This is a genomic window from Bradyrhizobium sp. 14AA (assembly GCF_054185205.1).
In genome coordinates this window covers 661,268-681,404 of sequence record NZ_JAVAYM010000001.1, presented here as the reverse complement: position 1 = coordinate 681,404, position 20,137 = coordinate 661,268, and the positions used below count along the sequence as shown (strand labels likewise).

Sequence of the window (20,137 nt, the reverse complement as noted above, 5' to 3'; positions counted from 1 at the left end):
CCGCGGCTGACATGCGAGCGACAACCATGACGTTTCCATTGCCTGTCTTCCGCCTCCTCCTCGTCCTCGCTGCCCTGTTGCTGGCCGGCATGCCGGCACGGGCGCAGAACATCGTCGTCATGGTCAACGGCGATCCGATCACCGATTTCGACATCGAGCAGCGCTCCAAGCTCGACCTGCTGACGACGCAGAAGACCCCGAGCCGGCAGGAGGTCATCAACGAGCTGATCGACGACAAGGTGAAGATCAAGGAAGGCAAGAAGTACGGCGTCGATCCCGGGGTCTCCGACATCAACCAGTCCTTCGAGGGCATGGCCCAGCGCATGCGCGTCTCGCCGGAGCAGCTCGCCAAGTCGCTGGAGGTCAAGGGCGTCCGTCCTGAAACCCTGAAGGGCCGCATGAAGGCCGAGATGGTCTGGACCAGCCTCGTGCGCGGCCGCTTCAAGGAGAAGCTGATGGTGGGCGAGCGCGACGTCGCGCAGGCCGTGCAGGCGCAGACCGGCGACAAGCTCCAGATCGAGGGCACCGAATACAAGATGCAGCCGATCGTGCTGATCGTGCCGCGCGGCTCGTCCCAGGCGTTCATGGAGACGCGGCACAAGGAAGCCGAGAGCTATCGCGCGCGCGTCGGAAGCTGCGAGGAAGCCAACTCGCTGTTCCGCTCGACGCCGAACGCCACCATCCGCGACAGCGTCACCAAGACCACCGCGGAGCTGCCCGAGGCGCTCCGCAAGGTGCTCGACGACACGCCGATCGGCCATTTGACCGCGCCCGAGGTGACCAAGGCCGGCATCGAGATGGTCGTGCTGTGCTCGCGCAAGCCGACCATGATCGACACGCCGAAGAAGCGCGAGATCCGCGAGAAGATGTACTCCGAGAAGTACGAGAAGACCCAGAAGACCTATCTCGACGAGCTCCGCAAGGCGGCGATGATCGAATATCGCAACCGCTGATGGCCAACGACCCGATAAAGCCCCTCGCCCTCACGCTGGGAGAGCCCGCCGGCATCGGCCCCGACATCACCATCGCAGCCTGGCTCAGGCGCCGCGAACTGAGCCTGCCCGCCTTCTATCTGCTCGGCGACGAGGCACTGATCGCCCGCCGCGCCAAGGCGTTGAGTCAGGCGCTCGGCGCCGACGTCAGGATCGCGTCCGTGAATGCGGGCGAGGCCGAGGCCGCCTTCCCCGAGGCCCTGCCCGTGGTAGCTATCGGCGAACGCGCGACGGCCGCGCCCGGCAAGCCCGACGCATCGAGCGCACCGGCCGCGCTCGCCTCGATCCACCAGGCGGTCACCGATGTCCGCGAGGGCCGCGCCGGCGCCGTCGTCACCAACCCGATTGCCAAGAGCGTGCTCTACCGCGCCGGCTTCCGCCATCCCGGCCACACCGAATTCCTCGCCGAGCTCGCAGCCGCAGACGGCCGCGTGCCGCAGCCGGTGATGATGTTGTGGTCGCCGCGGCTCGCTGTGGTGCCCGTGACCATCCACGTCTCCTTGCGCGATGCGCTGGCCCAACTCACGAGTGAGCTGATCATCTCGACCGTGCGCATCGTCGCAACCGAGCTGAAATCCCGCTTCGGCATCGCCCGGCCGCGCATCGCGGTCTCCGGCCTCAATCCGCATGCCGGCGAAGACGGCTCGCTCGGCCACGAGGAGCAGACGGTGATCGCACCGGCGCTTAAAGCGCTACGCAGCGACGGCATCGAGGCCAGGGGCCCGCTGCCCGCCGACACCATGTTCCACGAAGCCGCGCGAGACACCTATGACTGCGCGGTCTGCATGTATCACGACCAGGCGCTGATCCCGATCAAGACGGTGGCCTTCGACGACGCGGTCAACGTCACGCTCGGCCTGCCCTTCATCCGCACCTCGCCCGATCACGGCACCGCCTTCGACATCGCCGGCACCGGCAAGGCGAATCCCTCGAGCCTGATCGCTGCGCTCAAGCTCGCGGGCCGCATGGCGGCGACACAAAGCTGATGAGCGCGATCGACGACCTCCCGCCGCTCCGCGAGGTCATTCGCCAGCACGCGCTGTCGGCCCGCAAATCGCTCGGCCAGAATTTCCTGCTCGACCTCAATCTCACCGCGCGCATCGCGCGCGCCGCAGCGCCGCTTGAAGACACGACCATCGTCGAGATCGGCCCGGGCCCGGGCGGCTTGACGCGCGCTTTGCTCGCGCTCGGCGCCAAACGCGTCATCGCGATCGAGCATGACGAACGCGCGATCCCGGCGTTGCAGGATATTTCCGCGCGCTATCCCGGTCGGCTCGAGATCGTGCATGGCGATGCCATGACCTTCGACCCGCGTCCGCGGCTCAATGGCGAACGCGCAAAGATCGTCGCCAACCTGCCCTACAACATCGCGACCCAGCTCCTGATCAACTGGCTCACGACCGAACCCTGGCCGCCCTGGTACGAGATGATGGTGCTGATGTTCCAGCGCGAGGTCGGCGAGCGCATCGTCGCGCGCGAGGACGAGGAGGCCTATGGCCGGCTCGGCGTGCTCGCCAACTGGCGCTGCGAGACCAAGATCCTGTTCGACATTTCGCCGTCCGCCTTCGTGCCGCCGCCGAAGGTCACCTCCTCCGTCGTGCGTCTCGTGCCGCGCGCCGAGCCTCTCCCTTGCGATCGCAAACTGCTCGAACAGGTCGCAGCCGCAGCCTTCGGCCAGCGCCGCAAGATGCTGCGGCAAAGCCTGAAGTCGCTGGGCGTCGACCCCGCGCGGCTCGCTGCTGCCGCCGGCGTCGATGCGACGCGGCGCGCGGAGACCATTCCGATTTCAGGCTTTGTTGCCATGGCACGTGAATTGGCGGATATACGCAGCGAAGCTGGATAACAAGAATTTCGGAGGAAGGAATATGGCGTTGATGCGTCGGCAGTCCCTGGTCAAGTTCGATGCGCCGCTGTGCGAGACCATCGTCGACACGCCCAAGCCGCAAGGACGCGAGGTGCTGGTGCGCATCGAGCGCTGCGGCCTCTGCCATTCCGACCTGCACATCCAGGACGGCTATGCCGATCTCGGCGGCGGCAAGAAGCTCGACACCACGCGCGGCATGACGCTGCCCTTCACGCTCGGCCACGAGATCGCCGGCGTCGTCGACGAAGTCGGCCCCGACGTGCCGGCCGGCCTCATTGGCGGGAAGAAGGCGGTGTTTCCGTGGATCGGCTGCGGCCAGTGCCGCGACTGCGCCAACGGCGACGAGAACCTCTGCGCCAAGCAGCGCTTCCTCGGGGTCTCCATCGACGGTGGTTTCGCCACCCATGTGCTGGTGCCCGACGCGAAATATCTGCTCGATTACGATCCCCTGCCCGTCAACCAGGCCGCGACGCTGATGTGTTCGGGCGTCACCGCCTACGGCGCGCTCAAGCGCCTGGTCGACCGTCCGCGCCAGCGCAACCTGCTGCTGATCGGCCTCGGCGGCGTCGGCATGATGGGCCTGTCGTTCGCGCAGGCGATGTTCAAGCAGCCGATCACGGTTGCCGATCTGTCGCCGGCCGCGCGCGAGACCGCGCTGAACAACGGCGCCGCCGATGCCTACGATCCGTCCGAGCCCGAAATCATCAAGCGCATCCTGAAAGAGACCGAAGGCGGCTTCGACGAGATCGTCGATTTCGCCGGCAACGAGAAGTCGATGGCCTTCGCGGTCGCCGTCGCCGCGCGCGGCGGCAAGATCGTGGTCTCCGGCCTGATGGGCGGCCAGTTCACGCTGCCGATGGTGCAGTGGGTCTACAAGCGCATGACCATCGAAGGCTTCATGGTCGGCACACTGGCTGAGGCCCACGAGCTGATGGCGTTGGCCCGCGCCGGCAAGATCAAGCCGACGTCGATGCGCGAGGAGCCGATGGGCGACGTCCAGAAATGGATCGACAGCTTGCGCGCCGGCAAGGTCGTCGGCCGCATCGTGCTGAAGAACTGACGCCGCCTGCGCGGCGGACGGACGCAAGTTTCGCCGCCGCGCGCGGAACGGCTTCGGCCGCGCCGCGTTGGCAGCACATGACCATTCGCTGCACCGTCGAAAGCGCGTTCTTCATCGCCTGGAGCTTCCTGGAGCAGAGCGGAGAGCTCGGCCCTCCGGACGAAACCGCGAACGTCATTCTCGACGCCATCGAAGCGCAGCTCAAGACCGGCGAACGCCGGCAGCTGATGCTCGCCAACAGGGCGATCGACGTCTGGCGCGCGCACGCGGCGAGAAGCCGGTCCACGCACGATTGCGAAGCACGCTTCGGGTGATCACATCGACGCCATCGGGCCCGCCGGACGGCGGTGCCATCGGGCTGCGCGCTCACGGCGACGGCGGCTGGCGCTTCAGATGCAGGTAGGCCGGACTGAAATCGCCGAGCCGCTGCAGTTCCCGCCATTTCAGGACGATCAGCTGGCCCTCGCGCAGATCCATGGCTCCGCTCCGCCTGAGGTCGGCGAGGGTCCGGTTCACGGTCGCGATCGCCATGCCCAGCGTCTCGCCGAGCTGCGCCAGGCTGATCGGCACATGGCAGCGGTTGCCGCGAACGAGTTGCGCCGCGCGGGCACGATAGAACAGCTCGCAGAACAGATGCGCCATGCGCGCCTGCATCGGCCGGGCACTGTTGTTGGTAACGGCCTCGCGAAAGATCGCTGCATCGCGCAGGGTCTCGCGCCAGACGGAGAACGCGAAAATGGGCCGCCGCCGGAACGCGGCGAACAATTCGCGATGCGGGATGAAGGCGACTGAGGCGCGTCCGAGCGCGCAGAGCCCATGATCCATCTGGTCGATGAACAAGCCCTGCGCATCCGGCAGGTCGCCGGACAGATGAAAGGCGAGATACTGCCGCCGCCCGCTGCCGAGCAGATGGTAACGCGCAACCATGCCGGAGACGACCAGCACCGAGTGCTCGGGTTTGTCACCCTGACGGATGAAATCCTCGTTCGGCTCGTAATCGCGCTGCGTGAATGTGAGCTCGCGAATCTGGTCGACATCCTCTCCTGCGAGCTCGGTGTGCTCGCACAGGTTCCGGATCAGCACGTCGTGGACATTTTCCATACGGCCGCCAAAAATCGCACCGGTTCTATCAAATGATACATCTGGCCCCGGTCTCGCCGACTAGAACTCCAATCGGAAGCACAGGTTGCTATCCGGTTCGCGACGCACCGGATCGCATTCACACCATCATGCCGATTGCGGACCGAGCCAGCCCTGCCCAAGAGCCTGCCCATGAGCCACACGACGATCCTGGAGCGCATCCGCGGCCTGTTCGCAGCGGGACCGAGCGAGCACCTGGACGGCATCAGCGACGCCTTCCTGAAGGGAACGCTGAGGGAGCCGGTCCGGCCGATGTCGGATCAGGAACTCTCCCGCGCCATCCGCGAGTTCCGCTCCGCACCGGTCTCCGACGGGAGCATCGCCAGGCTCTCGCGGCGCCTCGGCGAAGCGCCGGCGCCGCGCGACGGCTGAAGCGCGTACGCGAGACTCATGCCACACCAGAAGTTCATCGCGCGCCTCCAGGCGATCGAAGGCCTCTCCGAGAACGAGCGCCGGCTGGTCACGGGCCTGCCGTCCACGCTACGCCAGGTCGCCGACGGCGAGATCGTGCTGCGCCAGGGCGAGGCCGTCTCCCGCTGTGTCTTCGTCGTCAGCGGCTTTCTCTACCAGGCCCGCATCGTCGGCGACCGCAGCCAGATCCTCGCATTCCACGTGCCCGGCGACATGCCGTGCCTGCACACGCTGCTGGTCTCGCCGATGGATGCGGACCTCGTCGGCCTCGGCCCGACCACCGTCGGCTACGTCGCGCATGGCCAGCTCAGGCAGCTTCTCGACGACTCCATCCACCTGACCCGCGCATTCTGGCGCGAGACGCTGATCGATGCGGCGGTCTCGCGGCAATGGATCGCGCGCCTCGGCGCACAGACGGCGCTGCCCAAGGTGGCGCATCTCATCTGCGAGCTCGCCGCGCGGCTGGAGATCGTCGGCCTCGTCACCGACGGCTGTTTCCAGATGCCGATGACGCAACGCCATGTCGCCGACGCCTGCGGACTGTCGATCGTGCATGTGAATCGCACCATCCAGGAGCTGAGGCATCGCGGCTTGATCGCGTGGGAGGGTAGCGAGATCGCGCTGCTGCAACCCGAAGAGCTGCGGACGCTTGCAGATTTTTCGCCTGACTATCTCACCTGAGCGTGGTCAGCGAATTTTCGGACGACGATCGGCGAAAAGCATTGACAGGTTCCAGCAGCCGCAGCTCCCGACGTCAGCATCCTCGTGGACCACTTCGAAGAGATCAATTTTCCGACCAATCGGTTAGGCGTCCAGCAGTATAGCGGCTCAAGGCCGCGGCTGCCGCCCGCGGCGTGAGCGAATCCTTCGAAGGTCCAGCGGTCAACGAAATCATCCATCGATGGCCGGACGAAGTCGGGAAGACTCTCAACTCACCGCGGTTGGTCCATTCTACGCTGCGCGGCCCGAGGGATGATCAGAGTGTCACTGTTCCTCATCCATGACGACGTCCGGCTCCTCTCCGAGCGCTTTCTCAAACATCAGCGCGTCGAGCTTGGCCTTGATCGCTTTGATGCAGTCGAACGCTGCATCTCGGTAGCACGCCTGGTTATCGACGCCCTGCTTCCAGTTGGAAAGCTTGCGGCAGTCTTTTGCGATGTGATCTGCTCCAAAGCTTACGAAGCGCGTGGTGTGCGCGAAGTTGTTTCGGATGCTCTTGATCACGCGCAAGTCGTCCCGCGCCAACTTGTCGATCAGCTCGAACATGTAGGCGAGTTCGATCTTTGCGGAGAACGACCCAAGCGCACCCATCGGACCGAATATCTTGGTTGCCTCCACATTACTAAGCTGACGGCCGGCGGCGAGCAGCAGCTTTTCCAGAGAGTCCTCGATCAGGCCTGCAGTCACCAGGGCGTTTCCCGCTTCTGTCTGACGCGCGAGGATCTCAAGCATCTGATCCTTCGTGAAAGCGCCGATCATTTCGGAAGCCGGCTTCGGTGGCGGGACATAGCCGATGCCGCTGGCCTTTACCCTCGCCAGCTCAGCTTCCAGTTCGGCCCTCCTCTCTGGCGGCAGTTGCTGAGCCAACAACGATGACAGCTCGGCAATCCTGCGCTCGCGTTCCTCACGAAACGCTTTCTGCCCTTCGGGGGTGTAAAGCGGGCTCAAGCCGGGATACTCGGTCATGTGAGCTGTCTCCTTGGCTGCCCTTCCTCAGTCAGTCCAGTCATTGTTTTCCTGATAACTACTGATCCACTGCCCGCGCATCGTCCTTCTCGCCGTACTGATTCTTTGTTCAACGAGACAATGACACGTTAGGCAGGCGCTGCCGACTAAATGCTCGCTTATCCCGCTAAGCTGCAAATCGGCGAAAGCCTGTACGGCGACTAGGGGAGCTCTAGCGTTGATCGGGGTGTGTAACCACGCACCAGCGACGAAGAACAGTACCAGGAATGGGGCCTACGGTGCCGATCGTTGCCATCGTTGTCTCCCCGGTGATCCTCTTCTGATAATCTGAATCACCCGAGGCTGTTTTCAAGGGGCAAAGCTGCCGGCTTGACGCACCGCTTTCCGATCGCGCACCTAGCTGGTAGATTGGCGCCATTACTTTGGGGAATTTTGATGCGCGCGAGGATTTTCAATCGCGTCATGGGGCTGATGGCGGTGGTCGTAGCCCTGCTCGCTGCTGCCACGCCACCGGCATCGGCCGAGAAGCGCGTCGCGCTGGTGGTCGGCAACTCCGCCTACAAGAACATCACGCCGCTCGACAATCCCTCCAGGGACGCGAGCCTGATGGCGGACACACTTGCCTCGCTCGGCTTCGCCCTCGTCGGTGGCCGCGCGCAGCTCGATCTCGACAAGAGCGCGATGGACATCGCCGTGCAGAGTTTTGGCCGGCAAGTCCAGGGCGCCGACGTCGCGCTGTTCTATTATGCCGGCCACGGCGTGCAGGTGGCTGGCTCCAACTATCTCGTGCCTGTCGGCGCCAATCCGACGCGCGAGGCCGACGTCGATTTCCAGATGACCGACGTCAATCTCGTGCTGCGGCAGATGCAGGGCTCGGGCACGCGGCTCAACCTCGTGATCTTAGACGCCTGCCGCAACAACCCCTTTGGCTCACGCGGCCTGCGCGCCTCGGACGGCGGCCTCGCGCAGATGCGCGCGCCCGAGGGCACGCTGATCTCCTACGCGACGCAGCCCGGCAATGTCGCGCAGGACGGCACCGACGGCCACAGCCCCTACACCAAGGCGCTGGCAGCGACGGTGCGGACCGCCGGCCTCGACGTGTTCCAGACCTTCAACCAGGTCGGCCTCGCCGTGAAGCGCGCCACATCGGGCGCGCAGCAGCCCTGGGTGTCGTCCTCGCCGATCGACGGCACTTTCTATTTCGTGCCGCCGACGCAAACCGCCCCGCCCCCGGTCGCCGCGATGCAGCCTGATCCGCTGCCGGCCGAGCGCCTGCGCGCCGATCCGGACCGCGTGCCGTTGCGCGATGCTGCGCTGCTCAGCGAACTCAGCGAGCGGCTCTACGAGCTCAATTTCGACCCCGACACGCCCGACGGCCTCACCCGCGCGATCACGAAGCTGCAGCAGCGGATTGCCATGGCGCCGACCGGGGAGCCGACGGAGGGCCTGCTGCTGCGGATGCGCAAGATGGATGATCTCAAGCCCTGGGGCTCGATCGTCTACGGACCCGACGGCAGCAAATGGGGCATGTCGTGGAACCACGCCTCGCGGCGCGCGGCGGTGGCGGACGCGCGCGGCAATTGCGGCGGCGCCAAATGTCCGATCGAGCTGTCCTTCTACGGCAAGAGCTGCGGCGCCTTCGCCATCTCCGACAAATCCTGGTCGCTGGTCCAGCGCGAGGGCGTGCAGCGCGCCCGGGACGCCGCGCTTGACGAATGCGGCAAGGCTGGCAAAGCTTGCCGCATTATCGGAGCCGTCTGCGCCGACGGCTCCGGCCGCTGATACATTTTTTCATTTGGGATTTTTGCTCATGCCCAATGCCGTCATCCGCACATTCGCCTGCGCATCCCTCCTCACCGCCGCCCTCGCCTCGTCATCCGCCTTCGCACAGTCCGGCAGCGCCGGCGGCTCGATCGGCAATGACGAGAAGTCGCTGTCCGGCTCGCGCCAGGATTCTTCTTCGGGCCGTTCGGCCGAGCCGGCGCCCTCCGCGCGGCGGAGCAAGCCGGCGGCTGAGGAACAGCGTTCATCATCGCGGCGAAGCGGTGGTGGCGGAGGTGGTGGCGGCGGCGGCTTTGACGGCGCTTGGCTGGTCACCAGCATCGGCTGCGGCGGCACCACGTCGGGCGCGGTCGTCGTCTCCTCGGGCAAGGTCATCGGCCAAGGCGTCAGTGGGACCGTCAGCCCGAGCGGCGCGGTCAGCACCTTCGGTCGCGGCGAAGGGGTGACCTTCACAAGCTCCGGCCGTCTCGCGGCCCGCAGCGGTTCCGGAACCTGGCGCCGCTCCGATGGCTGCGGCGGAACCTGGAACTCGTCGAAGCAATAGCCCTCTAAAAAGCCCGATATCGCGGCGGAACGTCCACGCCGCAGGCCCAATTCAAGCCACATCCTCTCCGGATTTGCGGCTCATTGCCACCCAAGTCTTTGATGACAAAGGGACGGTAAAGAGTTGCGTGACGCGTAATCGGGAGACCAGGATGGGCAACCGCACCGCAAAGTTCATATCCGCGCTTGTGGGCAGCATCATTGCCGGCGCACCGCTGGCCGCCGTGTCGCAGAACGCGCCGAACGCGCAGAACGCGCCGGAGGCATCGAGCACGGCCAATGCCGCCGCCGACTGCCTCGCTTCGCCGAAGGGGGCCGCGCCGCAGGGCCAGCACTGGCGCTATCGCGTCGAGCGCGGGACCAAGCGGCAATGCTGGTATCTGCGCGCCGAAGGCGCCAAGGTCACCCCAAGCGCGCAGGCCGCGACCGACACGCCAAGCGCGGATTCGGCGGCGCCGCAGTCGGTGCAGAACGCACGTGCCGAATACATCGCGCCGCAGACCGGCCTCGCTGCGAGTGCGCCGGTCGCGCAGCAGCCGCCGGGCGCCACTGACAATGCGCAGCAGCCAGCCGTCGCCGCGCGCTGGCCCGACGCCTCCGCCTCGCCCGAACCGCAGCCGTCGCCCGCTCCCGTCGTCACGGCCGCCGCGCCGCCAAGTGCGAAGCCGGCAAAGGCCCCTGCTCCGATGGCTCTGGCTGCGGCGGACAGCACCGCCGACAAGCCGGTCGGCTCGCCCCAGCTGCTGCTGCTCGTGGTTGGCGGCGCGCTGGCGCTCGCCGGCATTCTCGCCAGCCTCATCTATCGCTTCGCGCGCCCCCGCGTCCGCGTCCAGGCGGCCGATCGCCGCGTGCACTGGGACGATCGGGAGCCGCACCATCAGGACGGCAGCCGCGCGCCCTGGCGCAATGATGCGACGCCGGCCGTCATGCCGCGCGCGCAGCCGCCGCAACCCATCGATTTCGATGCCGCACGTCCGCAGCCCGCACGGCTCGTCGCGATCGAACGCAAGATCGATGTGATCGAGCCGCGCAAACCGACTGCAATCGCCGAAGCTGCACAGGCTGACGAAGCCAAGGAAGCCGAGATCGCCGTCTTCGACAGGGAATTCGAGATCGAGGCCGCCGCGCCTCGGCTCGCGGCGAGCGAGCCTGATCACAAGACCGATGAAGAGCAGGCTCGCCACGATGAGGACGCCGTCGACGTCGACATCATCACGACGATGCTGGAACGGCTGCTGAACGAAGGGCCGCGGCTGACACCGCCTAGCCCTAAAGTTGGCCTTGCAAACCTCGCACGAAGCCAACGAGGCCAGTCCGCCGCTCGCGCTTGAGGCGTTCGGCCTTCAGGATCGACTGCACCTCGGCGAAGGCCTCATCAACATTGTGGTTGATGACGATGTAGTCGTACTCGGCCCAGTGGCTCATCTCGTGGCTGGCGCGGCTCATGCGCTTGCGGATCACCTCGTCGGAATCCTGCGCGCGCGAGTGCAGCCGCTTTTCGAGGTCGGCTGCCGAGGGCGGCAAAATGAACACGCTGACGACGTCCGCACGCGCCTTCTCGCGCAATTGCTGCGTGCCCTGCCAGTCGATGTCGAACAGCACGTCCTGCCCGGACGACAGCGCAGCTTCGACCGGCGCGCGCGGCGTGCCGTAGCTGTTGTCGAACACGGTCGCCCATTCCAAGAGCTCGTCGCCCTTCACCATCGCTTCGAAGCGGGGCTTGTCGACGAACAGATAGTCGCGCCCGTCCACCTCGCCGGGCCGCATCGACCGCGTCGTCGCCGACACCGACATTCGGAGGCCCGGCATCCGGTCGATCAAGAGACGCGACAGCGTCGTCTTGCCCGCACCCGAGGGCGAGGACAGCACGAACATCAGCCCGCGCCGCTCGACACCGTCAGTTCCGTGGCCGCCCGTCGTCATCGATCACTCCAGATTCTGGACCTGCTCGCGGAACTGCTCGACCACGTTTTTCATGGCGAGCCCCGTATTGGTCAGCTCGATGTCGTTCGACTTCGAGCAGCAGGTGTTGACCTCGCGGTGAAACTCCTGCGCCAGGAAGTCGAGCTTGCGCCCGATCGGGCCGCCCTTGCCGATCAGCTCGCGCGCCTGCGCGATGTGGGAGGCGATGCGGTCGAGCTCCTCGCGGATGTCGGCCCTGGTCGCGATCAGGATCGCCTCCTGCATCAGGCGGTCGGAATCGAAACGGTCGGAGGTGTCGAGCAGTGCGGCGATCTGCTCGGCGAGCCTTGCCTTGATCGCCTCCGGCTTGCGGCCCGGCGCGGCCTCGGCTCTCTTCGCGAGTTGCTCGACCTCGTCGACCCGCTGGGTCAGGATCTGCCCGAGCGAGGTGCCCTCGCGCTTGCGCATCTCGACGAGTTCGGCCAGCGCCTTGTCGAAGGCTTCGGCCGCAGCAGCGCGGGCCGCCTTGTCCTCCTCCTCGTCGCCCTCGGGCTCGGCCACCTCGACGACGCCCTTGATGGCGAGCAGGCCGTCGATGCTCGGCGCCACTGCATCGACCTTGCCGGCGATCACGGCGGCGGCCTTGAGAACGGCGTTGAGCACGTCCTCATTGACGCGAACCGTGGCCGCGGCATTGGCGCGCTTGACGGTGAGATTGGCGTAGACGGTGCCGCGCGACAGAAGCTCCGCGGCGCGTTTCTTGGCATGGGCCTCGAGCTCGTCGAACCCCTGCGGCAGCCGCACCCTGAGGTCAAAGCCCTTGGCGTTGACCGACTTCAATTCCCATTCGAACGTGTACGGCCCGCTCGCGCCGTGGCTTCGGGCAAAGCCGGTCATGGACGACAGCGCCATCAGATAAAATTCTCCGGAAACACGGGATTCGCGAGGCTATCAAGCCACGCGAATCTTAAGACTATTTTGCAGGAAAGTGGAATCCGCAATGTGCCGTGGGCAGGTCTGCAGCGAGCTAGCGCTGGATCACCGGCGGTGACGGCTGCACCGCGCCCTGCCGCGCCGGCGGGGCAGCAGCGGGGGCCGCTGGACGAGCCGCCGGAGGCTTTTTCTGTTGATTGGGCCGTGCCGGCGTGGTCGCCGTCGGCGTATCGGCAGCGCTGGGCGCGGCGGCGGCCGGCGGCGGCGCGTCCTCGGCCGGCTCGACCGTGTCGTTCTGGATCTGCTTCTCCATGGCGCGCAGCTTGGCGACGTTCTTCTGGTGCGCGTCGTAGGTCTCGGTGAACGCGTGTCCGCCGGTGCCGTCCGCGACGAAATAGAGGTCGCGGGTGCGGGCCGGATTGGCGGCGGCTTCCAGCGAGGCGCGGCCGGGGTTGGAGATCGGGCCCGGCGGCAGGCCCTCGATCACATAGGTGTTGTAGGGCGAGGGCTGCGTGATCTCGCTGCGCTTGATCGGACGGCCGAGCGTGCCCTTGCCGCCGACCAGGCCATAGATGATCGTGGGATCGGACTGGAGCTTGATCCGCTGCTTCAGGCGATTGACGAACACGGCGGCAACGCGGCTGCGCTCGTCCGGCTTGCCGGTTTCCTTCTCGACGATCGAGGCCAGCGTCACCAGCTGCTCCGGCGTCTTGACCGGAATGTCCTGGTTGCGGCGTTCCCAGATCTCGGTCAGCACGCGCTTGTGCGCCTGCTGCATGCGCTGGATCACCTGCTCGCGCGTGGTGCCGCGCGGGAACTTGTAGGTCTCGGGCAGCAGCGTGCCTTCGCGCGGAAGCTCGCGCACACTGCCGGTGAAGATGTCGTTGTCGGACAGCCGCGCCACGATCTGCTCGGAGGTCAGGCCTTCCGGAATCGTGACGGCATGCTGCACCACCTTGCCCTCGACGATGGTGGCGATGACGTCGCGCAAGGATGCGTTCTTCTGGAACGAATATTCACCGGGCTTGAGGTCCGAGCTCGCCTTCAGCGCGGCGACGCTGGCAATGAACACCCACGGATTGACGTCGGTCACGCCTTCCCGGTTCAGCGTCTCGGCGATGTCGCGCTTGCCCGCACGCTGCGGGATGTTGACGATCTTGTCTTCCCTCAGCGGACCCGCCGCCTCCAGCACCTGCCGGCCGTAGTAATACACGCCGCCCGCACCGATCATCGAGATCAGCAGCAGGGTGATGATGGCGTTGCCGACGATCACGAAGGGATTGCGCGCGCGGTCCGATCGCTTCGGCGGCGGCGGAACTTGCTCGGGCTCGAGCGCTGCCCGCGGACTCCGGGGCGAAATGGGCGGCCTTTCACTCATCGAAGCAACCTGAATCCTGCCGGTTCAATCGCGGCCTGACAATCGCTTGCCTAGCCAAATGCACGCGCCCACTTCCATGACTATCGCCGAATACGGCAAAACGGTGGATTCGTCGCAACAACAAACTAATGGACCAGACGCCGGACGATCACCGACGCATTGGTTCCGCCAAAACCAAACGAATTCGACAACGCGACGTTGACCTCACGCTTCTGCGCCGTGTGCGGCACGAGATCGATCGCAGTCTCGACCGACGGATTGTCGAGGTTGATGGTCGGCGGCACGACGTTATCGCGAATCGCCAGAATGGCGAAGATCGCCTCGATCGCACCGGCCGCGCCGAGCAGATGACCGGTCGACGATTTGGTCGAGGACATCGCGACCCTGGAGGCGGCATTGCCGAGCAGACGCTCGACCGCGCCGAGCTCGATCTCGTCGCCGAGCGGCGTCGAGGTGCCGTGCGCGTTGATGTAGTCGAGATCGACCGCCGTGAGGCCGGCACGCTTGAGCGCGGCCGACATGCTGCGGAAGCCGCCATCGCCGTCGGGCGACGGCGACGTAATGTGATAGGCGTCGCCCGACAGACCGTAGCCGATCACCTCGGCATAGATCCTGGCGCCGCGGCGCCGGGCATGCTCGAGCTCTTCGAGCACCAGGACTCCGGCGCCCTCGCCCATCACGAAGCCATCACGATCCTTGTCGTAGGGACGCGAGGCCTTCTCGGGCGTGTCGTTGAAGCCGGTCGACAGCGCGCGCGCGGCGTTGAAGCCGGCAATGCCGATGCGGCTGATCGGCGACTCGGCGCCGCCGGCGACCATGACGTCGGCATCGCCGAGCGCGATCAGGCGGGCGGCATCGCCGACCGCATGTGCGCCGGTCGAGCAGGCCGTGACCACGGAATGGTTCGGCCCCTTCAACCCGTGGGCGATCGAGACGTAGCCGGAGGCGAGATTGATCAGGCGGCCCGGAATGAAGAACGGCGACACCCGGCGCGGACCACGCTCCTTGAGCAGGATCGCGGTGTCGGCAATGCCGGTGAGGCCGCCGATGCCGGACCCGATCATGGTTCCGGTCGCGCACTTGTCTTCTTCAGTCTCAGGATGCCAGTTGGCGTCGTCGAGCGCCTGGCCCGCGGCCGCCATGCCGAAGATGATGAAGTCGTCGACCTTGCGCTGGTCCTTCGGCTCCATCCACTTGTCGGGATTGAAGGTGTCATTCGACCCGTCGCCGCGCACGACCGTGCAGGCGTATTTGGTCTGCAGATCGGAGACATCGAAGCTCTCGATCCTGCGCGCACCGCTCTCGCCGTTGAGGATGCGTTTCCAGGTCGGCTCGACGCCGCAGCCGAGTGGCGAGACCATGCCAAGCCCCGTGACGACAACCCGCCTCATGTCCGAAAACTCCGCATCGATAGATTCACGGCCAATAACAAGAAACCGGCTGACCGCTGGCAAGCGGCCCGTCCGGTTTCAATTGTTGTCCCCGCGAAAATAGAAGAGCCTTAGCTCTTCGCGTTCTTCTCGAGAAACTTCGTGGCGTCGCCGACGGTGAGAATCGTTTCCGCGGCGTCGTCCGGAATCTCGCAACCAAATTCTTCTTCGAACGCCATCACCAGCTCGACGGTGTCCAGACTGTCGGCGCCGAGGTCGTCGATGAAGCTCGCAGCGTCGACAACCTTCTCGGGCTCAACACCAAGGTGTTCGACCACGATCTTCTTAACCCGCTCGCCAATCTCACTCATTGCATAACCTCGTGTTGTTCCCTGTAGACCCGACCCCCCGGGACGATACGAGCCGTCGTGGTCGTGTTACTTGCCTTTGCTTACGAACTTTAGATTTGGCCCCATCCTAACCGATACAGGGCCCGGCGAACGACGGCCAAAGGCTCCGCATCGCCAATATACAGGGTTTCAAAAACCTGCAATGGCGTTCTTTGCCCATCCGTTGATGGTCCGGTTATCATACTTCAATTGCCTTGACTACAAGCCTCATTTCGCTCCGGAAACGGCCGTTTGCCGCATCCGGCACCGCCCCGAGGGGCGGTGCGGAATGAGGGGTCAGATCATGGCCATGCCGCCGTTGACGTGGATGGTCTGCCCGGTGACGTAGGCCGCCTCGTTCGAACTCAGGTAAACTGCGGCCGCCGCGATGTCCTCGGGCGTGCCCAGACGGGCGGCCGGAACCTTGGTCAGAATCGTTTCGCGCTGCTTGTCGTTGAGCGCATCGGTCATCGGCGTCTTGATGAAGCCGGGCGCGATGCAGTTCGCGGTCACGCCGCGCTTGGCGTATTCGGCGCCCAGCGTCTTGATCATGCCGATCAGGCCCGCCTTCGACGCAGTATAGTTGCCCTGCCCCGGATTGCCGGTGACGCCGACCACCGAAGTGATGGCGATGATGCGGCCGAAGCGCTTGCGCATCATCAATTTGGTGGCGGCGCGCGCGAGGCGGAAGGTCGCGGTCAGATTGACGTTGATGACCTCATCCCAGTCCTCGTCGCGGAGCTGGACGAAAAGATTGTCGCGGGTGATGCCGGCATTGGCGATGAGGATGTCGACCTGGCCCATCGCGGCTTCCGCCGCGGGCACCAGCGCCTCGACCTCGTCGGCCTTGGAGAGATTGCACGGCAGCACATGGGTGCGCTCGCCGAGCTTGCCGGCAAGCTCGTCCAGCACCTCCTTGCGCGTCCCCGAGATCGCAACCGTGGCGCCCTGCGCATGCAGCGCCTGCGCGATCGCGCCGCCGATGCCGCCGGTCGCTCCGGTGACGAGCGCCTTTTTGCCAGTCAGATCGAACATCGATAACTCCTCAACCCTGCTTCGCGGCAGCCAGGGCGTCCTTCAAGGCGTCCTTGGCCGCGGCAATATCGTTCGGCCCGCCGACCGCAACGCCGACGGCGCCGTCGGCGATGCGCTTGACGAGGCCCGTCAGCACCTTGCCGGCGCCGATCTCGAAGAAACGGGTGACGCCCTGTCCTGCCATATAGGCAACCGACTCGCGCCAGCGCACGGTGCCGGTGACCTGCTCGACCAGGCGGCGGCGAATCTCGTCGGGATCGGTGATGGCGCTTGCGAGCACATTGGAGACCAGGGGGGCTGCGGGCGCCTTGATCGTGACCTTGGCCAGCGCCTCGGCCATGGCGTCGGCCGCCGGCTGCATCAGCTTGCAGTGGAACGGCGCAGACACCGGCAGCAGCATCGCGCGCTTGGCGCCCTTGGTCTTGGCGATCTCGACGGCGCGATCGACCGCGGCCTTGTCGCCGGAGACCACCACCTGCCCGCCGCCATTGTCATTGGCGGCCTGGCAGACCTGCCCCTGCGCCGCCTCGCCCGCGACCTCCATGGCCGCTTCGTAGTCGAGGCCCAGCAGCGCCGCCATTGCGCCGGCACCGACCGGCACGGCTTTTTGCATTGCGAGACCGCGGGTGCGAAGCAGGCGCGCGGTATCGGAAATCGTCAGGCTGCCGGCCGCAGCCAGCGCCGAATATTCACCGAGGGAGTGGCCGGCGACGAAGGCCGCATCCCGCCCGACGGAAAAACCAGCCTCGGCTTCCAGCACGCGCAGGGTGGCGATGGACACCGCCATCAGCGCCGGCTGGGCGTTCTGGGTGAGCTGGAGGGTCTCGGCCGGACCATCCCAGATGATGGCCGTCAGCTTCTCCCCGAGCGCCGCATCGACCTCGTCGAATACGGCACGCGCCACCGGAAAGGCATCGGCCAGGGCCTTGCCCATGCCAACCGCCTGGGACCCCTGCCCCGGAAATGTGAATGCTGCCGTCATCGGCGCTCCCTGGATCGCTCGAGCAGTTGTTTCGAGAACCGGCAGCCGATTACGTCCGGCCCGAGCCTTGGTTCCCGATCATGCACCAAAGGGGGCCGTAGACAACGACCGGGGCTCCGCTGTCAAGCCGAGATGGGCGCCCGGGCACAGGCATCGCGCCGCGAAAGCCGCTGCTGCCGTGCACCAGTCGCCCTGGCGGGACATCGCCCGCAGGCAAAGCGTTTACGCTGTCGAGAACCTGGTTCCCCCACTTAAGCGGCCTTAAATGCCGCTTCCCTAGGTTGCCGCCATGGCAAATGGGGTCCCACAGACGTCGACAGCTTCCGCTTCGGCCGGACGACCGCAGCGGCCGTGGCTCCCTTTGCAGGCCTGCGTCGACTGGCTGCTCGCCGGCCCGCGCCCGCAGCCGGACGACATCCACAACGAATTGCTCCAGCAGCGGACCAACAAGACTAGGACGCTGGTCGTGGCCGTGCTGGCATCACTGTTGATCGCATCGCTTGCCGCCGCGCTGACCGGCGCCACATGGGCCTATGCCTGGGTGCTGGCGGAGATCGCCCTCGGCAGCACGCGCATCCGGCTGATGATGAGAGCCCTCGCAAAGGCGAAGCGCGACCGGCGAGCGCCGGTGAACGTTTCGCCGATCTGGGCGGGGCTATCATCCGTCATTCTGATTTCCGCCGGTTGCTATCAATGCGTCGCCTCTGGCGACATGCCGCTGGTCCTGATGGCCGGCATTGGCCTTGCCAATCTCGTCGGCGGCATCGCATCGCGCAATGCCGGAACGCCGCGCTACGGCATCCTCCTGATCTGCATCCTGACGCTGCCCTTCGCGGCAGCCACGATCCTGTCGCCGGTGCCGTTCCTGTTCATCATCGGCCTGCAAACGCCGGTCTATACGGCGGGGATGATCTTCCTGCTGCTGGAGAACCACAAGATCCTGCTCGATCTCCACCATTCCGAGCGCAGCAACCGCCTGATGGCGCATCACGACCTGCTCACGGGTCTGCCCAATCGCGCCCTCAACCAGAAACTTTTCGCCGAGATGCTCGACGGCCCGTGGCCGGATGCGGCGTCGGCCGCATCGAAGCTCACCGTGTTCTGCGTCGATCTCGACGGCTTCAAGGGCGTCAACGACAGGTTTGGACACGCCGCCGGCGACGCCGTCCTCGTCGCAGTGGCGAAGCGTCTCTGCGCCAGCGTGCGCGATGGCGACGTCGTGTGCCGTATTGGCGGCGATGAATTCGTCATCCTGTTGCCCGACATCACCGACGATGAAGCTGCCGCGGTAGCGCGACGGATCATCGCGTGCGTGGCCGAGCCGTTCGAATTCGCGCCGGCAGCCTGCGTCGGAGCCAGCATCGGTATCGCATCGGCGCCGCGTGACGGGACGACCGCCGACGAATTGCTGAGCGCGGCCGACCGCGCGATGTACGAAGCCAAGCGCCGCGGCAAGGGCGATTTCGTGATCCACCGCAGCGTCGAGTTCGTCGCCGAGGTCGTGCCCCTCGTCCCTCTCGCCAAAGCGCCGGCGCTGGTCCGCTGAAGCATGATCCGGAAAAGTGCGAAGCGGTTTTCCGGAAAGATCATGCGTCTACAACAACCTAAAGCGCGATGACGATTCATCCAAATCTCATCGCGCTTTAGAATCCGCCGGCCGTCTGGTTGGCATCGACCTCTGCGCCGGCCTGGGCGCGGCGCGCGCTGTTCACCAACTGACCCGGCCGATCGTCGCGGTTCGGCTTCGTGGTCGCAAGCCGCAGCACCGCCGCGTAGCCCGGCTGCACCTCCATGCGGCCGGCGTGCCGGCTCGCGCTCAGCAGGCGATGCACCTTCGGCAGATTGTAGCAGGGCACGTAGAACAGCAGATGATGCTCAAGGTGATAATTCACGTAGTACGGCGCGATGAACAGCCGCTCGATAAGATTGGCATGGGTGGTGCGGGTGTTGCGCAAGGGATCGCTGCTGTCGGGCACGACGGCGTGCTCGGCGATGTTGCGGATGCGGGTGATGACCATCATCCAGGTGAGTAGCGGCACCAGCCACAGCAGCGGATAGGCCCACCACACGCCGGCCGCGGCCAGGCTTGCGAACATCGCGGCATTGACGAGGCATTGCGGGCCCAGCTTCTCCCAGAAATGCGCGGCACGCTGGCGCCAGGGCCAGTCCTTCGGCCCGAGCGCATTGAGCAATTGCGCCTTGCGCTGCTGGTAACCGGTCTGCCCCGTGATATCGCGCATGAACTTGCGACGATAGCTCAGCTTGGTGATCGGAAACGGCGCCGACAGCACGAGATCGGGATCGTCCTCCTGCTGGGTCCGCGCATGGTGCTGCAGGTGGTAGCGCCGGTAGCTGCGCGTCTCCGCAAAGAGCGGATAGGCGCAAAACCACTGGCTCAGGGCCAGATTGGTTTTCTCGTCGGCGGACAGGCAGCCATGCGCACCGTCATGCATCAGGATCGCTAGCCCAAGCTGGCGCGAGCCGATGATGGCGACGGCGAGAACGTAGGTGATCGGATTGGGCCACCACGCCACCAAGGCGATTGCGCCGATGATGAGTGCCCAGGCGTGCGCGATCAGCGCGACGCCTTTCCAGGTGACACGCTGGCGCACGTCGGCAAGCTGATCGTCGGTAAGGAAATCGCGGGCACGCATGCGAAGCGCGGTCATG

The 20,137-nt window shown here is 65.8% G+C and carries 21 protein-coding genes; 11 read left to right on the top strand and 10 right to left on the bottom strand.

All coding sequences use genetic code 11. From position 1 onward, the window contains the following. The first annotated feature begins 26 nt into the window (after positions 1-26). From RAD15_RS03115 to RAD15_RS03095, 5 genes are all read left to right on the top strand, one after another. Positions 27-953 carry a peptidylprolyl isomerase gene (locus tag RAD15_RS03115; protein WP_458174238.1) on the top strand — a complete coding sequence of 309 codons (927 nt, stop codon included), beginning with the start codon at positions 27-29 and terminating at the stop codon, positions 951-953. Beyond that, entirely contained in the window at positions 953-1,978 is a 1,026-nt protein-coding gene (pdxA, locus tag RAD15_RS03110) for a 4-hydroxythreonine-4-phosphate dehydrogenase PdxA (protein ID WP_458174236.1), read from the top strand. The genes RAD15_RS03115 and pdxA overlap by 1 nt, the downstream gene beginning before the upstream one ends. Continuing rightward, positions 1,978-2,835, top strand: a complete 858-nt coding sequence (gene rsmA / locus RAD15_RS03105) for a 16S rRNA (adenine(1518)-N(6)/adenine(1519)-N(6))-dimethyltransferase RsmA (RefSeq protein WP_458174234.1) — start codon at positions 1,978-1,980, stop codon at positions 2,833-2,835. The genes pdxA and rsmA overlap by 1 nt, the downstream gene beginning before the upstream one ends. A gap of 22 nt (positions 2,836-2,857) precedes the next feature. Then, complete coding sequence (locus tag RAD15_RS03100; protein ID WP_458174232.1) at positions 2,858-3,916, top strand: alcohol dehydrogenase; 1,059 nt, start codon at positions 2,858-2,860, stop codon at positions 3,914-3,916. A 77-nt stretch (positions 3,917-3,993) separates the two neighbouring features. Further along, a complete protein-coding gene (locus RAD15_RS03095) occupies positions 3,994-4,230 on the top strand; it encodes a hypothetical protein (protein WP_458174230.1) in 237 nt (78 codons plus the stop codon). 52 nt (positions 4,231-4,282) lie between these two features. Here the strand turns inward: RAD15_RS03095 and RAD15_RS03090 are convergent, their stop codons facing one another. Beyond that, entirely contained in the window at positions 4,283-5,017 is a 735-nt protein-coding gene (locus RAD15_RS03090) for a Crp/Fnr family transcriptional regulator (protein WP_458174228.1), read from the bottom strand. Between the two features lie 171 nt (positions 5,018-5,188). Between RAD15_RS03090 and RAD15_RS03085 the strand changes: the two genes are divergently transcribed. Continuing rightward, positions 5,189-5,428, top strand: coding sequence for a hypothetical protein (locus RAD15_RS03085; protein ID WP_458174226.1), 240 nt, complete (start codon positions 5,189-5,191; stop codon positions 5,426-5,428). 18 nt (positions 5,429-5,446) lie between these two features. Further along, the gene (locus tag RAD15_RS03080; protein ID WP_458174224.1) at positions 5,447-6,148 is read left to right on the top strand and encodes a Crp/Fnr family transcriptional regulator; all 702 of its coding nucleotides are present in this window, start codon (positions 5,447-5,449) and stop codon (positions 6,146-6,148) included. Positions 6,149-6,451: 303 nt separating this feature from the next. Here RAD15_RS03080 and RAD15_RS03075 read toward each other — a convergent pair whose 3' ends face one another. Further along, positions 6,452-7,153 (bottom strand): hypothetical protein, encoded by a 702-nt coding sequence (locus tag RAD15_RS03075; protein WP_458174222.1) that lies wholly within the window; start codon positions 7,151-7,153, stop codon positions 6,452-6,454. 435 nt (positions 7,154-7,588) lie between these two features. On the opposite strand from RAD15_RS03075, the gene RAD15_RS03070 reads away from it, so the two are divergent. The 3 genes from RAD15_RS03070 (at position 7,589) to RAD15_RS03060 (ending at position 10,809) form a co-directional block, all read left to right on the top strand. Then, positions 7,589-8,935, top strand: a complete 1,347-nt coding sequence (locus RAD15_RS03070; RefSeq protein ID WP_458174220.1) for a caspase family protein — start codon at positions 7,589-7,591, stop codon at positions 8,933-8,935. A gap of 28 nt (positions 8,936-8,963) precedes the next feature. Further along, complete coding sequence (locus RAD15_RS03065; RefSeq protein ID WP_458174218.1) at positions 8,964-9,479, top strand: hypothetical protein; 516 nt, start codon at positions 8,964-8,966, stop codon at positions 9,477-9,479. Between the two features lie 151 nt (positions 9,480-9,630). After that, complete coding sequence (locus tag RAD15_RS03060; RefSeq protein WP_458174216.1) at positions 9,631-10,809, top strand: hypothetical protein; 1,179 nt, start codon at positions 9,631-9,633, stop codon at positions 10,807-10,809. On the opposite strand, the gene gmk is transcribed toward RAD15_RS03060, so the two are convergent. The 7 genes from gmk to fabD all read right to left on the bottom strand — a co-directional run bounded on the left by gmk (position 10,748) and on the right by fabD (position 17,467). After that, positions 10,748-11,401 carry a guanylate kinase gene (gmk, locus tag RAD15_RS03055; RefSeq protein WP_458174214.1) on the bottom strand — a complete coding sequence of 218 codons (654 nt, stop codon included), beginning with the start codon at positions 11,399-11,401 and terminating at the stop codon, positions 10,748-10,750. The genes RAD15_RS03060 and gmk overlap by 62 nt on opposite strands. Positions 11,402-11,404: 3 nt before the next feature. Next, positions 11,405-12,292, bottom strand: a complete 888-nt coding sequence (locus RAD15_RS03050; protein ID WP_458174212.1) for a YicC/YloC family endoribonuclease — start codon at positions 12,290-12,292, stop codon at positions 11,405-11,407. A gap of 115 nt (positions 12,293-12,407) precedes the next feature. Then, the gene (gene mltG / locus RAD15_RS03045; protein ID WP_458174210.1) at positions 12,408-13,691 is read right to left on the bottom strand and encodes an endolytic transglycosylase MltG; all 1,284 of its coding nucleotides are present in this window, start codon (positions 13,689-13,691) and stop codon (positions 12,408-12,410) included. A 125-nt stretch (positions 13,692-13,816) separates the two neighbouring features. After that, entirely contained in the window at positions 13,817-15,082 is a 1,266-nt protein-coding gene (gene fabF, locus RAD15_RS03040) for a beta-ketoacyl-ACP synthase II (protein WP_458174208.1), read from the bottom strand. Between the two features lie 110 nt (positions 15,083-15,192). Next, on the bottom strand, positions 15,193-15,432 hold the full coding sequence (locus tag RAD15_RS03035; RefSeq protein ID WP_006020277.1) for an acyl carrier protein: 240 nt from the start codon (positions 15,430-15,432) through the stop codon (positions 15,193-15,195). Positions 15,433-15,747: 315 nt separating this feature from the next. Further along, complete coding sequence (gene fabG / locus RAD15_RS03030) at positions 15,748-16,485, bottom strand: 3-oxoacyl-[acyl-carrier-protein] reductase (RefSeq protein ID WP_458174205.1); 738 nt, start codon at positions 16,483-16,485, stop codon at positions 15,748-15,750. Positions 16,486-16,495: 10 nt separating this feature from the next. After that, positions 16,496-17,467, bottom strand: a complete 972-nt coding sequence (gene fabD / locus RAD15_RS03025) for an ACP S-malonyltransferase (RefSeq protein ID WP_458174203.1) — start codon at positions 17,465-17,467, stop codon at positions 16,496-16,498. A 289-nt stretch (positions 17,468-17,756) separates the two neighbouring features. Between fabD and RAD15_RS03020 the strand changes: the two genes are divergently transcribed. Then, a complete protein-coding gene (locus tag RAD15_RS03020; protein WP_458174201.1) occupies positions 17,757-19,013 on the top strand; it encodes a diguanylate cyclase domain-containing protein in 1,257 nt (418 codons plus the stop codon). Between the two features lie 97 nt (positions 19,014-19,110). Here the strand turns inward: RAD15_RS03020 and RAD15_RS03015 are convergent, their stop codons facing one another. After that, positions 19,111-20,136: a fatty acid desaturase family protein gene (locus RAD15_RS03015; protein ID WP_458174199.1), complete on the bottom strand. Its 1,026-nt coding sequence runs from the start codon at positions 20,134-20,136 to the stop codon at positions 19,111-19,113. Position 20,137 lies beyond the last annotated feature (1 nt).